Source organism: Paenibacillus sp. Y412MC10, assembly GCF_000024685.1.
Taxonomy (GTDB): Bacteria; Bacillota; Bacilli; order Paenibacillales; family Paenibacillaceae; genus Paenibacillus_AQ; species Paenibacillus_AQ lautus_A.
Window position 1 is genome coordinate 4,311,920 of record NC_013406.1, and the last position, 20,145, is coordinate 4,332,064.

Consider the following 20,145-nt stretch of genomic DNA (forward strand, 5'->3'; position numbering starts at 1 on the left):
TATTACTCATCGCATAATTTATAGTGATGATACCGCTCCTGCTCAAGTTCGATCTCGCCGATATAGGCAAATCCGCACTTTTGGATTACTTTATTGGAAGCATGATGATGAACGACGGCGATTGCGTTGAGTTCTCGCTCCCTTGTATTTCGGAACAAATAACGGATTAACGCCCGCACGGCTTGGGTGGCATATCCCTTATTATAATACCGATTGGAGATTCCGTACATGATCTCTCGGTTAGGCGGGGGCAGCTCTTCCTTAGGACCGGTATTGCACCAGCCGATGCATTCCCCTGTTTCTTTCAAAACGATGGCTAACCGAAGACGCAGCTGCCCCACGTCCCCGCCGTCTTGAACGGCTTGCAGGAACCGCCGATTCTCCGGCATCTCATAGTCGGTTAACCATTCTCGCCGTTGCTCCCTTGATACATCCCACCCAGGCAGGAACTGTCTGATCTCCGGTTCGTGCGTGATCTTGCAGATCGCATCCAAATCTTCCAACAAATATTCCCGAAGGAAGATGTCCTCACATTCAATCGTAAAGGGCTTACCCTGGAATTCGATAGTTGTCTTGCTGTTCAATATAACCCCTGCTTTCATTCGCTCAATGATTCCTGGTCATGATCCATGTTATCAACTGATCGGGCCGTGTAAAAATATTGTCGGGTTCCACCGCAAATTGTGCATTCTGAACGGTATCAAACCAATGCGCCCCGATGGTTAATACCTGAGCTGATTTGCCAGCCGCAATGTCGGCATCGCTGTCCCCGACAAAAACCACGTCCGATGTCCTCAGACCCAACAGCTGAACGGCTTTGAATATCCCTTCCGGGTCCGGTTTGGAACGTTCAACCTCGTCTCCCGTAATGGTAGCGGCAAAATACCCGTCCAGTTTCAGGTTTCTTAAACATATATCCAGGCATCTTCTGCTCTTGCCCGTGATAATAACCATGGGTATACGTAAATCCGACAGCTTCACAATTAGATCCTGTACGGCTTCCGATACCTGCACATGCTCTTGAAAATCCTGCTCAAACACTTCGTAATAATATTCTACGGCTTCATCAACATGGGCCGGATTCGAAAGATGATTGGCAATGATCTCTTCCTCCGTTGGCCCAAACGTCTGAACGATTTCGGCATCGGTCAACCGCTTGCCTTCGTATTTCAAGAAGACCGCCCGGAATGCTTTAAACGAAAGCGGCAGCGTATCTGCTAAAGTACCATCGAAATCAAACAGCACCGCCTGTATGGTGTTCATTCTAAAGCTCCCCTTTCACCTCGGAATCCGACTGAACAACACGACTTGCTCAGACCAAATCCAGCCTCATCTGAATGGTAATCATTTTTCGATCGTCATCTAACGCCGTGATGCGGACATCGAACGGCTCGAACCCCAACTTATGATAAAAAACAAGCCCTCTGGAATTGGTATTATGACAGCTTAGATAAAAACGTTCCATTTCGTATTTTTCTTTGGCGATGTCCATCATGGTACGCAACAGCTTCTGCGCTGCACCGAGTCCACGGTGCGACGGTGCAACAACGACATTGCCAAGCCACAACGATCCATCCGCATCTTCATAAAAATTCGCGTAGGCGACGACCTGCCCGGTGGATTCTTCAACGATAACCGTGGGATCAAAGCGGTTCTCAAGCAAACTCAGGATTTGATCCGGCGTCAAAGGGAATTCCGATCTCGGGCTCATGTAAAACAGTTCTTCCGGCGTTTGAGGAAAACTGCAAATCGCTTGCAAATCCTCGTCCCTCAGCGGCCTATGTGCATACATATCTTGAGGTCCTCCTTACTAAGCTATTCGGGCAATATACATGCCTCTTCCGATCAAGCCTTGCGTATCGTGTTCCACATCCAGTCCCGCTTCCCGAAATGCCCCGATCATCTCTTCCACGGTAAACAGACCCATACGATGCTCCTCCGTGTAATGCTCGATTCCAACCTCGCTGCCAAACAAATACGAAAAATTCATGATCGAAACATTACCTGCGCGATCCGAATGGGACATTCTGCTCATGTGGATCCCATGGCGCTCGGTCGTGATCGTGTCCACTCTTCCGGTTGTCCAAACGTCCGGCGTAAGCCATGGCTCAACCAGAATAACACCATCCTCGTTCAGATGTTCCCTAAACTGCACAAGGGTTAGAACCAACAGCTCCGGCGTCTTCACATACCCGATGGAGCTGAACAGACACATAATCACGTCATACTTCCGGCCGAGTCGAAAACGGGTCATATCAGCCACCGAATAATCCCCCTTGGGATTCTTCGACTTCGCTATAGCTACGAATTCGGGGTTCAAATCGATTCCATCGATTGCATAGTGCTGCTTCAAGAAAACAGCGTGTTCCGCCGTTCCGCAGGCTACATCCAGAATGGTTTGGTAATCCTTGCTTTGTCTTTCGATATATTCCCGGACCTGCCGCGCCTCCTGCTCATAGTCCTTGAAGCTGTAGATCACGTCATAATACTTCGAAGATAAGTCGAACATGATTTCACCAACTTTCTGTATCCTTCATGAGTACGTTAGAAAAAAGGAAACCGCGATTTATGACTGCGAACAGCCCATTTGACTAAAAAGACCCAACTTAGACAGCTTCATCTAGGGCCGGGTCCTCTGTGCCAGGCATCTTCCATGATTATACAACTGTTCATTCGATTGGGTAACCCCTGGATCCGATAAGCTCAGATTCACGGTACATACGCTACGGATGCTGCCTTTATCCTTCGATACGTTTATGTCTATACCAATAGGAATAGATCTCCCTGTACTGAAGACGATCGTACAACCGGTTTGCAGCAACATTGTTCTGGACCACTTGTAGATAGCTGCTTGCGGCTCCATTCTTCTTGGCCCAATGCAGAATATGTAAGAGTAACTGCTTTCCGAACCCGCGATTTCGGCATGCCGGAGCTGTGGCGAGATCAAATATGCCGACGACGCCTTGCTCTATTGCCCCGATCCCGCATGCCACAGGTTCACCATGATCATATAGGATGAAGAATCCGTATTGAATCACGGAGTAGTTAAACAGCTTTCTTTTTACAGCCTTATACTTCTCGGATATTCCAGTTATCTCGGTCAGCACGCTCAGCCATTCATCCGTCAGTCGTTCTTCGATCTTAACCTCCTTATACGTTGGAAGCTCCAGATGATCCAGTTGATCTAACACCCTCAGACTGGTTGGATCGAGTATGGAATAACCCCTGGAATCCAACATACGGTCCAGCTCCTGCGGATTGAACGGGGTGATTTTAAATACGACGTCAAGCCCAGCCTTAACATATAACCGCTCGCATTCATGAATTTGGGCGTCAAGGTCTATCGTTGGATCCGTGTATAAGGCATTAATCGAGTTGGATCTCTTCGTATAACCGTCTGCAAAACGTAACAGCCACCCATGGTGCGTCAAGGTTTGAAGCGCCGGCCAAGCGTTTAAGGTAAGTTCTTCGATTCTCTTTAGCACGTATACCACTCCTACCGTTTGATAGGAATTAATATACATCCAATTGTATTTTTATACAAGTTAAATGATCTTCTTCATGTATCCTGCACGCCACTCGATTCTGCTAATTCCTTGGATCTATCGGCGATACTAAACACAATGGGAACGTCCGTCATCCTTCTTCTCCATATCATATGGTCGATTCCGCGCCCCCAGTGATCTTGAAGGACGTAATCGGGTTCACCTAGTTTCTTCTTCCATATTTTCTGAGCACGCGTGTATCCGCTATCCAAACAAAATTCCGTTATCCCCTTATTGAGCAGCGTAAGATACATGATTTGAAGCATCAGACTGCCGATTCCCTGTTGCTGATAATCAGGATGCACAAATACGGTTCCGATTTCAACCACGTCGCGCAGTACTCCATTGGAACTTTTCCGTATCAATGCATTGGACGGGCCAAACTCGATGCTGCTCACAACGCTGTTGTCTATAAGTCCGATCAGAAAATACCTTTGCTCTCCGTTCGTTGCAATATCCGCGTTCAAGCACCTCTTTTTGGTCTCAATCTCCTGCTCGACGTCCTCCGATAAATCTGCCAAGCCTTCTTTGGCAAACGTATCGGTAATCACGACTCTGAAAAAATGCTCCATCGCTTTCGTATCACTAGGATTCGGCCGCCTAATCTCTACATGAAACATGAGGAGTCCTCCTCCTATCGTCAATTCAAATAGACTCACCATTTTTTGGTGTGTTCGATAACATGGGCTTTTATTTCATCCTTTTGTTGATCCGTTAGCTGAACGGGTGTCCCGGAATGATCGTCGGGGATGTGGATGGTTAGAGGTGTTTCAAGCTCCTTTTCTTGGCTGCTGGAATCCTCGTTGGGTATATTCTTCCATCGTTTATGACTTTGATTGTACACCCTGGTCTTCATAAACTTCCCTTCGCTATCGTAATAGTCTTCAATCGCTCGTACACGCGACAGCGTGGCCCCTTGATTATCTTCATGATTGATTATCGAATTCACTTTTTTATAACCTGAAGGCACGTAGAGCCCATCTGCAGTTATCATCATATCTTCAACGATAAAAGCCTCAATGTGCTCTACCCGCTCCCCTCCGCTCTGACAAGAGCATAATGCCAACACGATCCATAGGATACAGATCCACGAACCCGTTTGTCGCACGTATTTCAGCAACACGCCTAACCTCCTTGCACACGAATACCTTCCAGGGTCAATAATGTGCTCAACTCCGCAGCCGTGTTCTGTACGAACCTCTCCACTTTATCCAAAGTAAAATAAATCAGTTCAATCTTCGGCTCATTACCTTCCTCCAACAACCATTCTAGTTTAATCGTTCGATACTGCTCCACCTCGGACTTGTCAACAAACGGGTCCAGGGCATGCCCGATCGAATCCTTAAGTGTATTCAGTACGGAACCTGCCCAATGCTGGGATCGTATGATTTCGAACTCAAGCTGGCTGACCTCCTGGTTATATGTAAATCTCAAGCTTTCATTGTCCGCTTTGTTTTCTTTTTTGTAATCAGCGTACAGCGTCTGCACCCACCTTAAATCCGTGTAGATATGAGCAAAATAACCGTATACAAAGTCAATCCACTCTTTTCCCGGCTTCTGTGTTACATATAACAAATAATTCTCCCTGATTCGATTGGCATCCGGCAACAAATCTTCGTTTACCAGATGCGTGATCCCTTTTTGTTCTCTCGTTATGTTGCCCCTGACATGGACGGCATCAGGAGCGATGCTCCCAAGCAACAAACTCGGTGTCGGCTCCGGCGTACCCAGCTGCTGGGCAATCGCAAAATGGACCATGGGCCATGGCATTTTTCATACACCTCCGATCATCATTTATGGGTAATTCCTGTACTCGACCATTCGCTTACTCCAAAAATACAAAAACTCAGCCCCTTCGTACATGGAATCTCAGGTCACTCTCTTCCACATGATTTACTCCATACGTTCATTACGAAGCACCATGTGAAGGTGGTCTTCCCATACACCGTTTATCTTCAGGTATTTGATCGCCAGACCTTCCTCATAGAAGCCCAGTCGTTTCACTACGTTCATCGAGGCTTTGTTTCTCGGCATAATGTTGGCTTCCAAACGGTGCAGCCCCAGCGTGTCAAAGCAATAGCCGACCACGGCGCTCAGGGCTTCGGTCATATACCCTTTTCCCGTATGAGATTGCGCCAGCTTATACCCGACATGAGCCGATTGAAAAACACCCCGCACGATATTGCTGATCGCAATCGAGCCGATCATCTCATCGTTTTGATGCAGCCACACTTTAAGCAGGGAACCGTCAGCGATGCTTCGACTTTCCGCTGCCAGAATCTCAGCCTGTTTCTCCAGGGTATAAAACTCCGCTTCCCTGGCAGGCTCCCAAATCTTCCAAAACTCATCGTTCCTGACGATAAAATCCAACACATCCGCTGCCCGTTCCCGATCCACGGTTTTCAACTGCAGACGTGAAGTTTGTAGCGTTATGGACATGCAATGCTCCCCCCTGAACAGCTTTAAACTAAAAATTACAACGCCATATCAATCCCTTGGGATATCATGCTTTAGCATGGATCGTGTAATTCCACGGGCTTCCCCCTCAGGCTTCAATCGGTATTCAAACTGCATAATCGTATCATGGGCAAAATAAATATACTCTACCTCAGGCTCGTCTTTAAATACCACGACGGCATAAAAAGGAGGCAGCTTAACGCCCCAGATGCCTTGGACCGACTGGATTTCATCCTGCGTATAATGTTCTTCTTCAAGCAGGTAGGTCTTCACCTTCTTGGCATAGATCATTTTGTTAGCTTGCACATACACAATGGGAGACAAGAGCACAAGCACTAGCAAAACCAACAATGCGATTTTGATTTTCTTCATTGGATTCCCTGTTGTTTGCATAGCATAAAATGACGCCTGACCTCTTCGTAGTTCTCCCGAACACTTCGGCTCCCGTCCACGAACATCACCTTGAATCCGCGGTCCAAGGCATCCTTGGCCACGTATCTCGCAAAACCGATATCCCGGTCCATCCAGTTTCGAAACGCGGCGCCGGGATCATCGCATGATACCAAAATTTCGTGGATCCATTCCCGTTTGGCATAATGCTCCTTCTGGAATGCCGGAACCGGGACGATCCATATCGCATGATGGGGGCTGGGTACCAGGTGCTCGACTTTTTCCGGCAATAGAGCCGCACCTTCAACGATGATGGGGCTCGTGTCCGGCAGGGCCGAAACATCATCCATAATCATGCCAAATTCCTCGCGGTAAAACTCCAATTCTTCCTCAACCTGCTGCTCCACCGGCCGCGACCACAATGCATTCCAGGACATATCCTTCAATCGGGACATGGTGGGGTGCTCCGACGGATGGCATATGCTCACATGCTTCTCGTTGAATAGATCGCATTGATAATAGGTGCAGCTGTAATCCTTCGCCAATTTTTCAGCAATCGTCGACTTGCCCGAGCAGGGGGAGCCTCCGATCCAGTATACATGGGAGTAGTCTTTTTTCTCGCTCAGCATCGTATCACGCCCCTCTGTCGCCATCACTTCTTAACTCGTTTCGAATGTCCAGCAACACGTTCCAAATTGCCCTCAAATATACCACAACGAACAAAAAGCCCACAACTAGTATCAGTGCGACCATATCCATGTTAACTCCCCACCTTTACTCTGCGACTGGGCATCCCGTCGACCTAAGATCTACGGATCTTATGCTCAGGAAGCACGTGGTTACGCAACTTTATCCCTTCATTTATTATAACTGTCTTTTCTGCGACAAAGTTACGCTATCATACCAGATGTCCTAAACAACAAAAAGAACCGGTTCAAAACCCGGTTCTTTCATTTAAGCCTATGATACTTACTCCTCTCCCTGAGCCTAGCTCACCACGGCATCCAGTTCGGACTCGTTCCGTTCATGCTCAGGTACCAGCACCTCTACCACGACTCTGGTCGGCACGCAAATAATCTGTTGATAAGGTTCCGAGATAAAACCCATGTCCAGCGCGATTCGCCTCGGAGCATCCGAATATATCATCTGGATCCCATAGTCATATACTTTCAATGTATTGTGTCCAAACTTAGTCTTAATGTCGATGATGCGTTCGTCCCCGTTCAGCGGGACGGTTTCGTATTCTTTGCCATTCACCGTGATCAGCGCCTGAAGCTGACCCTGCTGATATTCCACGTGGCTATGCTTCCACCATTGCAGCCCCGTGAAGGATCCAAGGATCAGGATGATGGCGAACAAAATCATATCCCCGCGTCTTATTCTGGACAAGGTGCTCCCTCCCGACGTGCAAAGTCTTCGGAACCCAAGTATGAACGATGATCGAAGCCATGGAAATGAATTTTGTCACATTCGCTATCCGCATTAAACGGCTGCCCGGTTTTATGAATTGATGGCGTATGTGTTCCAGCAAAATATTCAGGACGGCCAATCGCCGACTTTGGCACAAACCGTTGAAAACGTCCTTCACTATGTAGACGAGCATTACATGGATCCTGATTTGACGGTAAAACAGCTGGCGCACATGGCCCGATTATCGACCTGGCGTTTCACGCCTATATTCCAGGAACTCACAGGGAAGAAACCATTGCATTACGTAACCGATTTGCGTATTAACCGTGCCAAAGAACTTCTGCTACGGAAAAATGAGCCGCTGCGATCCATCGCCCAAGAAGTGGGATACATGGATGAGTACTGCTTCAGTCGCCGTTTCCGCCAGATCACGGGGATGTCGCCTTATCGACAGGGCTGTACCACGCACGTGGTTTTCAGCCGACGGAACTTGTCCGTACGGTTCTGAGCGACGGGATGGGTTATCTATGCATGCCACATTCTTTCGATCAATACATTTCCGTTGATCGGCATGCACAGATTACATACCGCCCATAGACTCTGGCCCCCTGGTAACACCAGTCCCGTCCGACATAAGGATGTACGTATTGCGAGATGCAATCCTGACACTTGGCCCGATGTCCCACCGGATCGCTTGTATACCACCACCCGGAAGGATAAGGACATAAGCCCTTGCAATCGTTGATCACCGTCTTTGGCGTGCAAATGATATAATCGGACGGGCAGGAGGCATCTGCGCCGCAGGCCGTGCAATATTGTCCGTGCGGCGGTCTGCAGGGCCCCGCGGTAAAAGCGTGTTTAAGGATATCGTCATCGTTGGGCCGTACCAACACTTTGGCGAGCGCCTCGGCCGTCCTTTGCGCGAATTTATTCAGGAGCGTCTTGCGGTTCATTTTCCGGGTAACCCGGCTGATCAGCACCTGCGTCTCTTCGTCCTTGCTCTCCGGCTTACTCCACATGCTCTCACCTCGTCTTAGGAAACATTTGATGCTTTCGCATACGCTTCAAGCTGCTCCCGGCTGTTGACCAGACCCTTATGCCTGATGATGCCGTTTGTATCCACCGCGTAGGCGTAAGGCGTGACCTGGACATCCAAGTGATTTGCGAACTCCGAGCTTACGATCAGCACCTCATCGTCATATGCTATTTTGCGGACATAATCCGAAGCCAAATCCGCGGACGAAAATAACAGCAGGATCGGTTTCACGTTATTCATCATGGCGATCCGCTGAAAATCCGGCAGGATTTCGGCGCATTCCTTGCACGTCGGGGATCCGAACAGCATGAGGGATGGCGTGCCAATCAGCTCGCTGGTGGACCACTCGGCTCCTTGCAAGGTTGTCGTTGTGGCTCCGGGCATTTTGTTGCCGACCGGGATACCGGACTGATTCACTCCTCTTGCGGTGCCCATCACCATAATCCCGAGCTGCCGGAACAGGACCAAGTTCAGAATCACCAAAGGCACGACCAAAATCCACAGTATGGCATATGAGATCCAGAAGAACGTGTTCATCGCGGCCTCCTCTACCTTCTTTTTATCTTTGAAATATGCGGTTCGGCAATATGGCGGTATATTCGGATCGCGTGTAAGGCATCCGGCACCCCTACAACAACAAACAGCGCAAGCAGTAATATCATGCCTTCCATAAGCAGACCCGTAACTGTGAACGACTGATGAAACGCAAGCCTTGCGGTATAGCTGCAAACCAATCCCGCGAAGCCCATCGCCAGATTAAACCCTATCAACGGAAACCCCAGCCTGGAGCTGATCTGAGGCCCGAAGCAGCCGCAGTCCACCTTTCCTTTTTTACGGATGAAATAAGCCACGCCCAGTCCTTGAATGAAATAGAGCAAGGAAATGCCTAGGAAGCTGATCAACGACGGAAAGCTGTATACCAAGGTCACCGTCAAAATTTGCAGAAGAATGAGCAGCACATGCAGCCCGGCTCCCCCGGGGAATGGATCCGGATCACCGAAGGCACGGCCCCAGGCATAACTTGCCACCGACAATAGCATGGGAAGCGTAACGAATATCGCGAGAACATCGTACATGGACCTGTATGCTCCTTTTTGGCATCATCAGCTGATGATGCAGATGATGGCTCCCATGATCAGCAGCATGGAAGCCGTCAGCCGCACCGCCGTCAGCAGCGTGAAGCTGTATACTCTTCTTTTAAGCATGCTGTATACGATGGACCGCATCAGCGGAAGGCTGAACACGGTGCCTCGAACCATTCCAAACGTCGCGCCTGCCAGCAGGCTCAACCACCACGGAGCCGCAAACAAGGAAACCACGATGTAGGCATGATAGAGGACGCCCACTTGCAGCGTGATGAAACCCAAGCCCAGAATCAGGCCCCATAACGCCGCGGATCGATACCCTGCAGCCTTGATCCATTCCGAGGGAACGATGAAATTGCCGGAGGGCAGGATTCCCGATTTTTGAATCAACTCCAAGACCAGAAACACGACCAACAGCATAACGATGACGTAGTTTTGATATAAGCCCGCGGGGGTTAATTTCAGCACATAATTGAAGCCCCCGACCGTAAGCCCCGTTACGGCGCCGCCAAGGGTACAGGTCACGATATAGACCAGCGCATAGTTGAATTTACTGACCTTCGTGCTGTCCAGGCTGCCTAGCACGTTCAGTCCGCAGGTAGTATCCACGCTGGCCATTGCGGCACCGACCGCAAACATAAAAAGCAGCATCGTCAACAAGCCATGCCACCTCCCCACAATCCCGTTACATGAATCCTTAACACTTCATCTTATGAGCGATAGCCTGTCGATTATTTGCACGAATCTCCGATGGCTTGGGCATGTTTGCCCGTGGCTATCTTTTCCAGAAAAAAGAAACCGTCCATGGATGATCTCCGTGGACGGTTTTTCTGTAAGCTATTCACTTTTTCTAATTAAAACCAAAACATAACACGCTTGCCTAACCGTGTGGAGCCGATTTGGTCCACTCCATATAAATCCGGTCGTCGAAGCCTTTCTCATTCGAGTCCTCGGGTATACGCTTAAACTCCCGAAATCCTAATTTCTGATATAATCGAAGCGCGGTTTGGTTGCTGTCCGTCACTTCCAGAACGTAACGCCTGTATGGCAGCTCCGACATGACGTGTTTCATCAAAGCGGTTGATACGCCTTTGCCGCGTGCTTTTTCGGTTGTGGCCACGCATTCGATATATCCGGTCTCGTCATCATAGGGCAATGCCGGGTTGAATTCGTTCTTCATGACGTTATATGCAAGCTCTCCCGTCTTGTCCCCAAAAGCATCCTGAAGCGGGGCTAACGCGACCGGCATGGCCCGCTGCCCATTATGGGAACAAGCCAAGATTCCGACAATGATTCCCTGGACCTCCGCCACATAAAACACCTCCGGGCTGAACAACGTCCGGAAGGCGTTCTCCAGCATGTTCCGGTCTCGGGAGAAATAAGACAACTCCTTATAATACCCGTTAACAAACACCTCGGCCACTTCGCCGCGAACATCGCGTTCGTAATCGGCCATGCTTCTAACCGTGATCGAGCACATCTTGATTACCTCCTGTCAAAAATGTAGTCTGCGCTTCATTTCCTTGCGGAATCCCTTGTCTGCAATCAGGCACATCCCGCCGAATGTCAGCAAGGCGTACACCGCCGCAGCAACGGCTGTCCATAATACGTGCGACATGCCAACGGCATACAGCAATAAGGGAACGATACCAAGAAGGATCAGTGTTAATAAGTAACCTGCGAACTCCCGCCAGCCCATTTTTCGCGAACAGCATATAACGGTAATGAGCAAGGTTGCCGCCATCATCAGGAATGGAATGACATAACCGGTCGACCAGTAAGACGTTCCCGACGCCACGTTGATCCACAGCAGCATGCCGGACAGTCCGAGCAGCTGAACGATAATTTTGCCGCCGAGATGCGACCCGGACATCAGGGTATGCCTGATGGACAACCACGCATACAGCACGCAGGGCATGAGGGTTAAACTCCACCATACCTCGCGATTCCCAAGTAGGTTAATCAGGACGGATAACCCCATGACGGATACCGCAAGAAAGGTAAGCCACTTGGACACAAGACTGCTGCTCGCATGCTGCTCCTCGGCAGACTCGTAGACGGGATACCATGAATTTCTTACGAGGTGATTCTCATCTTTACCTTGCACATTCCTTCGGCATAAGGGACACGCTTGATGCGCCGGATCTACGGATACGCCACAGCTTTCGCATCTCATGCGCCCATCCCCCAATCATTGCTGACAATCGTAATGTCCAATTCGGTCAGGCTGGCAAGCTGGCGAAAAAAGCGCATGATCACATCGCTTTCGACGATATTTCGGGCAAACGTGATGGTGAGCTGATCGTTGATCGAGCTGACGGCACAGTTCATGGGACTTTTGGCTGTGGGATACATCGTGGTTTCCATCGCCTCGATATGGGATGCCATGCTCGCTGGAATGTCGACTCGGCCTAGGTTGGTAAGCGTAAGCGTTTTGGCTTCTTCCCCGAAATGGTCAAAGCCGTAACGGATTGCCAGATCCTTTAATTTCAGCGGCGTGAAGCGGGAAAACAGGTTTTTTTCGTACTTCATGCTCCCGGCCATCGCTTGGCTTAAATAAGACTTGGTCGTTTTCTCTTTCATCTGTGCATGAACGATTTCAAGCACCTGCTCGAATGTCATGCCTTCCTTTAGTTGCACGCCAATGTTGATGACCGCAAAAAAGTTGCGGAGGCTGCTGGAAGGAAAGATTTTTCGCAGGTTTACCGGCATGCTGATCACAATCGGCCGGTTATCGTTATTGAAGGGCAGTGTGGTATCGTAAACCGCCATAATCAAAATTGCCGTCAGGTAAGCGGTAAGGGTTACTCCCTTCTGCTTGGCTGCCGCATTCAGCCGCGATGCATGAACCATCCCGTGTATGACGTTGTGTCCATAAGGCGAGAAACGGGTGCCCGGAATCTGAAGTGCATCCGGCATCCTGGCATCGGGAGTGGCCGAAGTATAATGCGCTTGAAAGCTATCTTGAGCTTCAGCATAACGGGCAAATGAAGCGGGCGGCAGAATCAGGCCTTCCTTGTCCTCCACGTCCTCGCCGAGCAGAAATAAATACTGGAATACCAAGGTTTTGAGGAACTCCAATGCCCCTCCCCCGTCCGTTAAAGCATGAAAAATTTCCACGCTGATCTTACAGCCGTAATACAGAACCCTCACCAAGCTTCCGTTCTCATGCGAAAGAGTGACGGGGGCACAGGGATAGGCGGATTCCGGCTCCACCATCAAGCGTGTCTCCTTCTCCCGCAGAAATTTCCAGAACAGTCCATTTCTTAGCTCAACATTCAATAGTGGAAATCTCTTAATTACGCTATCGAGCGCCTCTTGCAAAACCGATGGTTTCACCCGGCTTGTCAGCATCATCGACAGCCGGTAGGTGGATGAATTCTCCCTCCCCGCAACCGCGGGGAACAGCTTTCCCGCGTGGTCAAGTTTATACCATTCTTCCATGTACGTTCTCCCCGTTTCTACATGTTCTCCCGTTTAAACAGCATACCGGTCTACTATATGGATACATCGCCCTTATACTCAACCTTCGATCGCAGCCGATGCGAAGATCGCGCTCCCCTCTTCATGTGGCTGTCTCCGATCTCCCATCGAAAATCGCTTCCTTAAAGAGGATCGGGTATGTATCAACTTCATCGGTACGAGCAATTCGGTTCTTCGATCGATGCGGCTCTTACCCTCCGGGTGCATCACGGACAACAGCATGCGCAGATAGGAAGTGGTCAGCTTCTGAAACAGATCCGGTTTCATTGCTTGATGCTCAAAACCAAGCCCATGCGTTAATCCCCGGTGAAGCAGCGTAATCCCGACCAATGCGTTAACCTCGCTGAACTCGGACTGGCTTTCATAAGCCCGGCTAATCTGCTGCATGGATTTTCTTCCAAGTCTCGCAATCTTCAGGGCCGCGCGGTCGGGCCCTTCTGCTCGAATGAGCTTCAGAATCGTCTCATTATCCAAATGAAGCTCGCCTACCAGATCCCCATCCTGAATGACCGTGGAATCCTCGCAGACGATGCGCTCCCCCCGATGCTTCTTGATCATGACCGTGCATATGCCAAAGCGCGAGATATGCGAGCTGCGGAATCTGGAAATAAAGCTGAAGAAACGTTCCCATATCATCCATGTGCTCTGCATGATGGTTTTAAGTGATTTTTGCAGCAGATTCAACACCCCATTTTTTGATGAATATTACATTCCATCATTAGTCAGGAAAAAATCGTTACTCACATCTTAATGGAGATCTGCGCAGGTTCACACCGCCTCAGGTATAGAGTTTTACTCGGTCTCAGGGCGGAGGCCCGTTTCAAACTGCACGTGTCGATTGAATGAACACTCATTCGAGCACAACAAAAATAACCTGACACATGCCAGGCATCGGTTCTAATCGATTATTTTCGTAATATTAAAAAGTAAGCGCTTTAATTTTGCGCAGCATAGTATTTTTAGGCTCTTCAGATCATGATAGCTGCCGTTGAGTCCATTTGGTTTACATCAAAACTGACAAGGATGTGGCTAAGATGATGCTTTCACATTTACGAAGGTGCGGGCTTTTGTTTCTGGCGGCCGTTCTGTTTACTACACTCTGCGTTCCATTACCGCAGGTTAAAGCGGCAACGTTCATTACGATTGACTCCCATCAGGACGGGCAAGCACTGCAGCCGGGCGTAACGGAGTTATTCGGAACCTATTCCGGGGTGTATGAGCTTCAACTCATCGTGAACGGCGAGTTCGTAACGGATGTTCAGATGGAGGATCCAAACGGCGATGACAGCGGGAACTGGTCCTATAAACTCGACACAAGCCGACTTGACGGCCCCGTCGAAATGGTCCTGAAAGGCAATGACGCGATAACGCGTTATGGCATCTGGTCTCCTTGGATTCACTTGATCACCGATAATCCTGAAGCTGATACACCGGAAGTGGAGATTACCAGTCCTTCCGAGTCTACGCTGCAGCGCAACAAAATGAAAATCAACATATCCGCAGAAGGGAAGAATCCGATAGCGCTGGTTGAGCTCCGCATCGACGGCGGCGACTGGCTGCAGGTTTCCCCTGCCAAGAACGGATATCCATATACATTGGATTTACGACAATCCCCTCGCCAGGTTCACAGTCTGGAGGCAAGGGCAACCGATACACGCGGCAATACAGGTTATAGTCTGACGGTCTATGCAAGAACCGGGGGACAGACATTGGCTCAACAAAATCAGGATTTCGCAGCGGTTACGAATACCGTTTATATGGCGGATGATCATATCAACCCACATCTCGCTAATGTAATGGGTGATGTTGACAATCCCTCGGCGACGAATCCTGAGACGGTGACCAGCAGCACGTATGACCCGGAACCGCTGCCGGATCAGGATCGTGCGATCTGGATCTGGGAAAATGCCTCCTATCCCCTGGTTCTGAATCCGAATTCCCGAGCCGTTCTCTCTTCCATGGCGAAGGATGTTACGACTTTTCATCAACGTCCCATCACGACGCTCTATTTGGCTGTGGGGCAATATAATGGAGCAAAAATGTTGGAGGATTACCGGAGCGAAGTCCAACAGTTCGTCGAGTGGGCTCACGCCGAGGGTTTTTATGTTCAAGCCTTAATCGCCGGGGGGACCGTGCCGCCTTACTTCGGAGCCTACAGCCGATATCATACTCACGCCGTGCGGGAGTTTGAGCAAATCCTGAATTACAACCTGGCTTCCGGCGATTCCGCTCGCTTCGACGGCGTGAACGTGGATACGGAGCCGTATATCCTGGCGGACTTCAAAACCGCAAAGCCCTCCGTCCAGATTCAGTATCTGGATATGCTGCAGCTGCTCATGGAACGCAAACAAGCATCGGGACTCACCTTGTCGGTTGGCGCAGCGATCCCGAGATGGTATGACACTTCGGCCGATGCGAGCAATATCCCGTGGACCGGGCAAACCAAATGGCTGTCTGAACACATTCAGGATACTGCCGATTACATCTCGATCATGAATTACCGCGATCAAGCGGATGGCAGTGCAGGCATTATTGCGCAAGCGCTGAATGAGCTGGCCTACGCCAATCTGATCGGCAAGCCGAAATCGGTTGTAATCGGTGTCGAGACCAAAGACATCGCGGACGGCGGGGACCCCGAAACCATCAGCTTCCATGAAGAAGGACGAATTTATATGGAGTCGGAGTTAAACAAGGTGTACAACGCTGTACAGAATGATCCGGCGTTTGGAGGCATTGCCCTCCACCATTACTCCTCGATCTTGGATTTTCCAAGCGAATGGGGACCTGGCGGCTATACCTGGCAGCCTCCTGCCGACCATGAACCGCCAAGCGCGGTCAGCGGAGCGGCAGCTATCGCATTTGATTATCAACGGATCAATATAACCTACGATATGGCTATGGATAACAGTGCCGTAAATGCATATCGGATCTATCGGGGAACCGAAGCCGGCTTTGAGATTGGACCCGCTACTTACGCCGGAACCTCGAAAGGACTTTCTTATAAAGATACAGGGCTGCTGCCGGACACCACCTATTATTACAAAATCACTGCAGTCGATATCAGCGGCAATGAAGGAGCTCCCAGTTTGGCTGCATCCGCAACGACGATGCCGTCTGCGATGAAACCGATGGTGATCGACCAGATGAACATCACTTACACCGCCGGCATCGCCAAAGTCACTTTTAAGATGGTCGATATGGAGACAAGAATGCCTGTTGCGGCCAAGATCAGCGGACGATTCACCCATATGGCAGGCAAATACGTTACGGCCGCGACGAGTGCGGAAGGCATATTCCAATCGCAGTCCGAACTCGTCTCCGTATCCCGCGGCGAGATCGGCTTCCTGCCGAGGCGAATCATGGCGGACTCCTACTACTGGGCAAGTGCTTATGACCAACTCCCGTATCCAACGGTGATATGGGAGCCGTGAAACTCAGTTTGTATTTCAAAGCTATATTCAGATAGAAGATGCGCCCTGGCTTTAGGCCGGGGCGCATTGCTGTTATTGCACTGTCTGCATCAAAGAATGACCGTTCTCCCTCAAATATTGCTGGGTAACGGTCGCTTCATTTCTTTACTAGGCAATGCAGCACTACGCATGCGGATCATGCTTCCGATCCCTGTTGCCCCCAGATTTCTTATGATCCTATTATATGGTTGAAATCCGGGGACAAAGGGGACCTCTCTGCTTCTCCAGCATGATTCCGCCTGCTCCGTTGAGGCTAGATATCCATACAGAAACCTCTCTGTGATCTTGATGGTTTGAGACCACCACTCATCTAGGAGAGGTTCCTTATTTTATATACATAATACAATCTACTTAAGTTGTACAAATATCATGCGTGTTAAGGAAGGGTGTTTAGGAATGGTCTCACCGTTTTGGCAAGCGCGTAATTCGTGGTCGCGTCCCAGTTAATGGACCAAGTCATCGCTCCTCGTATATCGGGATATTTAGCAGCGGGCTTATAACTACCACAGCTGTTTCCGGTTGCTAGACAATTGAGGGCATTATTTACGACCGTTGGAGAAACATATCCACCTCCGGCAGCTGAAGAGGTAGCAGGTACTCCTATTCCCAATTGGGAAGGTGATACCCACTGCAGCGTTAAGTCCGAAAGAGCCGTCAGGAAATCAACCGTGCCTTGGGAATAGCATTTCCCGTCACGTCCTAACATGCATCCAGAATTATAATACTGGACGTTAATTACGGTTGTCATATCCTTCAGATTGTTATATAGCTGCATGTAAGAAGTGTTTGGATTCTGCATGTCTATCGTTTGGGGAGCCATCGTCAGAACAAAATCATTCCCTACTTTTTGTTTCAGTTGGCGGATCGCATTGGTTAAATTAGGTACATTCATGCCATGCTCCAGATCAATGTCTAACCCATCAAGCCCATATTGAGTCATGATTCCGTACATGCTGTTCACAAAGTTCGCTACATTCGGGGAAGGATTATTCAAATTGATGTTCCCTAATTCCCCTCCAATGGATATGATGACCTTCTTACCTTGAGCGCGTTTAGCCTGAATATCCGCGATTAGTTCGGCACTGGTGTACCCGCCAAGAGCTGCGGATAGTGCGGAATCAACGTTGAAAGTGACACCACCAGGGTTAGCAGGATCCATCTCGGCAAACGCTAAAACAATGATGTCGTACTGATCCGGTATATCTCTTACTTTCAATTTGCTGGCGCCATTGACAAAGTTCTGCCAGTACCCTGTCAATATATGCTTCGTCGGCTGGGGACCTCCACCCGTTCCTTCTGAAGTGGTTGCATTGACGATCGCACTGGCAGGAGAAAGATTCCCGGCAGCATCCTTTGCAATGACCTTAAAAGAATACGTCGTGTTCGGTGAGAGACCCGTTATTGTCGCTGTCGTTCCTGTAACAGAGATGGCGAGGGATGTTCCTCGGTATACATCATATCCTGCCACACCTACATTGTCCGTAGATGCTTGCCAGGATAAAGTAACGGTTGAAGAGGTGATTGCGCTTACAATTACATTCGTAGGAGTTGTCGGAGCTACTGTATCATTACCTCCACCACCTTGAACAAACTGCCACAATGCAGGAACATTGGGTGGTTCCCATCCCGGTAATGAGGTATGCGATTGAATCGCTTTATACGCCTTCCCGTCGTACGTCACGTTGTCGTTAACGACATAAGATACATGGGGTGCCCAAGCGCCCCGTTCTGCTGCAGAAACTTCAAGGGGAAAAAAGTTCATAATCATAGACATGACGACCATGAAAGGAAATAACATCACTCTCGATTTGTCCAGCAATCTGGATAAATCCCTTTTCATCCATTAATCCCTCCTCAATCATTGATAATTAAACGTTAGCCTATCTTGATGTAAGCCGGCATCACCTCCTTGATGAAAAAGATCTTGTTATTTTTCAAAACCATGTGGATGCATTGTTCATACTCAATTTTGATTCTTTTACGTATGTCGTAAGTTGATGAATATGTAAAAAATTTACTTTATATGTTAATCATTATCAATAGCTCAAAAGGATCAATTTGGTGAAAAGAAAAACCACAAGTCGAGTTTTAATCGAATTGTGGTCAGAACATTTCATTTTAACAATTTCATCCAATCTAGGATTTCATAAAAGGACCGAGTGCCCGATCGTCCCAAACCTGCACTTCAATATACCGCTCGGGTCCATGATGTCCGTCTTTGTTCCAATCTTGCGGCCAGCCAAACTCGTCTACAAGTTGAAGGATTTCGTTTTTTACATATACCTTTCCTCTATAAGGCTTGTCGTCTTGATACCGCATGGTCGGAAATAAGTCGCCATAAGTGAAACTCATCATTTCGGGTTGCATATCATCCAGCAGAATCCTGATTTCTTTTCCATTCGGATACCATTCCTTAATCCATTCGCAAGATCCAAGCGTCATGTAATGCGGATATTCTTTTGTTGGTTTGCCGCCTTTGGCCGTGAATAGAGCTCTCGCCCGTGCTTCCAGATCGCGACGGATGGTCATATAATCATCCGCACGTTGACTCGCAAACCAATTTTTGTTTTGTTTGAGTCTCCTCTGTACCTGCAACGCTTCTTCGATGGATAACGAGGATAGATTTTGAAAGGGTCCTGTTGCCGCATCATAATAATGATATAGATATAAATCCATGGCGACTGTCCTTTCTTCGTCAACCTATGTTATGGTTTGTTCCAAAACTCAGGGTCTCCCGTTTCATAAATTTTCTCGCCCTCTTCGTCGAACCCTCGTATGGTGATCGGTGAGTTCAAGCCGTCGTCCATAACTGCATACCACATGGTAAATGACGTATCCTTTATTATGGTGGCAGCTTGATGTTGTTCACTCAACAGAACAATTTGACTAATCTTCGGATTATTAACGATTCCATACAACAAATGAACATTTTCCGACTGTGATTCTTTTCCGTACCAGCTTAATTGATTCTCAATATCCAGCTGGTCTTTTCCAAGATACGCATTTATTTTAAAACCTCTGGAGGTTTCTCTTAATGTTGCAACACCTAATTCACTGCGAATCGTGGTGAAAAACACGAGGGCTCGATGTCGATCCATATGTACATGCAATATCTTACTGAAGTCAGGTTCCAGCTCATGTAGAGCTTTATCGATTTGATTATAAACGGTACCCTTCGTCAATGACCCAACAAAGAAAGCCGAAATGCCGATTGTAATAACCACAATGGAGATCATAGCTATTTTTTTGTTAGATAATCGCATCTTAAC

The 20,145-nt window shown here is 48.7% G+C and carries 25 protein-coding genes; 2 read left to right on the plus strand and 23 right to left on the minus strand.

What is annotated here, in order from left to right; all coding sequences use genetic code 11:
* Nucleotides 1-2 precede the first annotated feature (2 nt).
* From GYMC10_RS18515 to GYMC10_RS18570, 12 genes are all read right to left on the minus strand, one after another.
* Entirely contained in the window at nt 3-602 is a 600-nt protein-coding gene (locus GYMC10_RS18515) for a GNAT family N-acetyltransferase (protein WP_015735949.1), read from the minus strand.
* 4 nt (nt 603-606) lie between these two features.
* Nucleotides 607-1,263 carry an HAD family hydrolase gene (locus GYMC10_RS18520; protein ID WP_015735950.1) on the minus strand — a complete coding sequence of 219 codons (657 nt, stop codon included), beginning with the start codon at nt 1,261-1,263 and terminating at the stop codon, nt 607-609.
* A gap of 49 nt (nt 1,264-1,312) precedes the next feature.
* Nucleotides 1,313-1,792, minus strand: coding sequence for a GNAT family N-acetyltransferase (locus GYMC10_RS18525; protein ID WP_015735951.1), 480 nt, complete (start codon nt 1,790-1,792; stop codon nt 1,313-1,315).
* Between the two features lie 18 nt (nt 1,793-1,810).
* Nucleotides 1,811-2,509: a class I SAM-dependent DNA methyltransferase gene (locus tag GYMC10_RS18530; RefSeq protein ID WP_015735952.1), complete on the minus strand. Its 699-nt coding sequence runs from the start codon at nt 2,507-2,509 to the stop codon at nt 1,811-1,813.
* 229 nt (nt 2,510-2,738) lie between these two features.
* Entirely contained in the window at nt 2,739-3,485 is a 747-nt protein-coding gene (locus GYMC10_RS18535) for a GNAT family N-acetyltransferase (RefSeq protein ID WP_015735953.1), read from the minus strand.
* A gap of 74 nt (nt 3,486-3,559) precedes the next feature.
* Nucleotides 3,560-4,165, minus strand: coding sequence for a GNAT family N-acetyltransferase (locus GYMC10_RS18540; RefSeq protein ID WP_015735954.1), 606 nt, complete (start codon nt 4,163-4,165; stop codon nt 3,560-3,562).
* Between the two features lie 35 nt (nt 4,166-4,200).
* Entirely contained in the window at nt 4,201-4,668 is a 468-nt protein-coding gene (locus GYMC10_RS18545) for a hypothetical protein (RefSeq protein ID WP_015735955.1), read from the minus strand.
* A gap of 2 nt (nt 4,669-4,670) precedes the next feature.
* Nucleotides 4,671-5,315, minus strand: a complete 645-nt coding sequence (locus GYMC10_RS18550) for a hypothetical protein (RefSeq protein WP_015735956.1) — start codon at nt 5,313-5,315, stop codon at nt 4,671-4,673.
* Nucleotides 5,316-5,438: 123 nt separating this feature from the next.
* Nucleotides 5,439-5,984, minus strand: a complete 546-nt coding sequence (locus GYMC10_RS18555; RefSeq protein WP_015735957.1) for a GNAT family N-acetyltransferase — start codon at nt 5,982-5,984, stop codon at nt 5,439-5,441.
* A gap of 48 nt (nt 5,985-6,032) precedes the next feature.
* Complete coding sequence (locus GYMC10_RS18560; RefSeq protein WP_015735958.1) at nt 6,033-6,374, minus strand: DUF3139 domain-containing protein; 342 nt, start codon at nt 6,372-6,374, stop codon at nt 6,033-6,035.
* Complete coding sequence (locus GYMC10_RS18565; RefSeq protein WP_015735959.1) at nt 6,371-7,021, minus strand: hypothetical protein; 651 nt, start codon at nt 7,019-7,021, stop codon at nt 6,371-6,373. The genes GYMC10_RS18560 and GYMC10_RS18565 overlap by 4 nt, the downstream gene beginning before the upstream one ends.
* A gap of 358 nt (nt 7,022-7,379) precedes the next feature.
* A complete protein-coding gene (locus GYMC10_RS18570) occupies nt 7,380-7,781 on the minus strand; it encodes a NusG domain II-containing protein (protein WP_015735961.1) in 402 nt (133 codons plus the stop codon).
* Between the two features lie 121 nt (nt 7,782-7,902).
* Between GYMC10_RS18570 and GYMC10_RS18575 the strand changes: the two genes are divergently transcribed.
* Nucleotides 7,903-8,310: a helix-turn-helix domain-containing protein gene (locus GYMC10_RS18575; RefSeq protein ID WP_036661147.1), complete on the plus strand. Its 408-nt coding sequence runs from the start codon at nt 7,903-7,905 to the stop codon at nt 8,308-8,310.
* A gap of 40 nt (nt 8,311-8,350) precedes the next feature.
* Here GYMC10_RS18575 and GYMC10_RS18580 read toward each other — a convergent pair whose 3' ends face one another.
* From GYMC10_RS18580 to GYMC10_RS18615, 8 genes are all read right to left on the minus strand, one after another.
* Nucleotides 8,351-8,821 carry a hypothetical protein gene (locus GYMC10_RS18580; RefSeq protein ID WP_015735963.1) on the minus strand — a complete coding sequence of 157 codons (471 nt, stop codon included), beginning with the start codon at nt 8,819-8,821 and terminating at the stop codon, nt 8,351-8,353.
* Nucleotides 8,822-8,835: 14 nt separating this feature from the next.
* Entirely contained in the window at nt 8,836-9,375 is a 540-nt protein-coding gene (locus GYMC10_RS18585) for a redoxin family protein (RefSeq protein ID WP_015735964.1), read from the minus strand.
* Nucleotides 9,376-9,386: 11 nt separating this feature from the next.
* A complete protein-coding gene (locus tag GYMC10_RS18590; protein WP_015735965.1) occupies nt 9,387-9,914 on the minus strand; it encodes a MauE/DoxX family redox-associated membrane protein in 528 nt (175 codons plus the stop codon).
* 27 nt (nt 9,915-9,941) lie between these two features.
* Nucleotides 9,942-10,574, minus strand: a complete 633-nt coding sequence (locus GYMC10_RS18595; RefSeq protein ID WP_261979749.1) for a hypothetical protein — start codon at nt 10,572-10,574, stop codon at nt 9,942-9,944.
* Between the two features lie 229 nt (nt 10,575-10,803).
* A complete protein-coding gene (locus GYMC10_RS18600; RefSeq protein ID WP_015735967.1) occupies nt 10,804-11,403 on the minus strand; it encodes a GNAT family N-acetyltransferase in 600 nt (199 codons plus the stop codon).
* Nucleotides 11,404-11,418: 15 nt separating this feature from the next.
* A complete protein-coding gene (locus tag GYMC10_RS18605; RefSeq protein WP_015735968.1) occupies nt 11,419-12,099 on the minus strand; it encodes a DUF6320 domain-containing protein in 681 nt (226 codons plus the stop codon).
* On the minus strand, nt 12,096-13,367 hold the full coding sequence (locus GYMC10_RS18610) for an alcohol acetyltransferase (protein ID WP_015735969.1): 1,272 nt from the start codon (nt 13,365-13,367) through the stop codon (nt 12,096-12,098). Before GYMC10_RS18610 ends, GYMC10_RS18605 begins: the two co-directional genes overlap by 4 nt.
* A gap of 78 nt (nt 13,368-13,445) precedes the next feature.
* Nucleotides 13,446-14,057: a YkoP family protein gene (locus GYMC10_RS18615; protein ID WP_187293032.1), complete on the minus strand. Its 612-nt coding sequence runs from the start codon at nt 14,055-14,057 to the stop codon at nt 13,446-13,448.
* 383 nt (nt 14,058-14,440) lie between these two features.
* Here GYMC10_RS18615 and GYMC10_RS18620 point away from each other — a divergent pair, with 383 nt between their 5' ends.
* Nucleotides 14,441-16,837, plus strand: a complete 2,397-nt coding sequence (locus GYMC10_RS18620; protein ID WP_015735971.1) for an Ig-like domain-containing protein — start codon at nt 14,441-14,443, stop codon at nt 16,835-16,837.
* A gap of 415 nt (nt 16,838-17,252) precedes the next feature.
* Here GYMC10_RS18620 and GYMC10_RS18625 read toward each other — a convergent pair whose 3' ends face one another.
* From GYMC10_RS18625 to GYMC10_RS18635, 3 genes are all read right to left on the minus strand, one after another.
* Nucleotides 17,253-18,716 carry a chitinase gene (locus tag GYMC10_RS18625; RefSeq protein WP_015735972.1) on the minus strand — a complete coding sequence of 488 codons (1,464 nt, stop codon included), beginning with the start codon at nt 18,714-18,716 and terminating at the stop codon, nt 17,253-17,255.
* 296 nt (nt 18,717-19,012) lie between these two features.
* Nucleotides 19,013-19,552, minus strand: coding sequence for a hypothetical protein (locus GYMC10_RS18630; protein WP_015735973.1), 540 nt, complete (start codon nt 19,550-19,552; stop codon nt 19,013-19,015).
* A 29-nt stretch (nt 19,553-19,581) separates the two neighbouring features.
* A complete protein-coding gene (locus GYMC10_RS18635; RefSeq protein WP_015735974.1) occupies nt 19,582-20,139 on the minus strand; it encodes a hypothetical protein in 558 nt (185 codons plus the stop codon).
* Between the last annotated feature and the right edge of the window lie 6 nt (nt 20,140-20,145).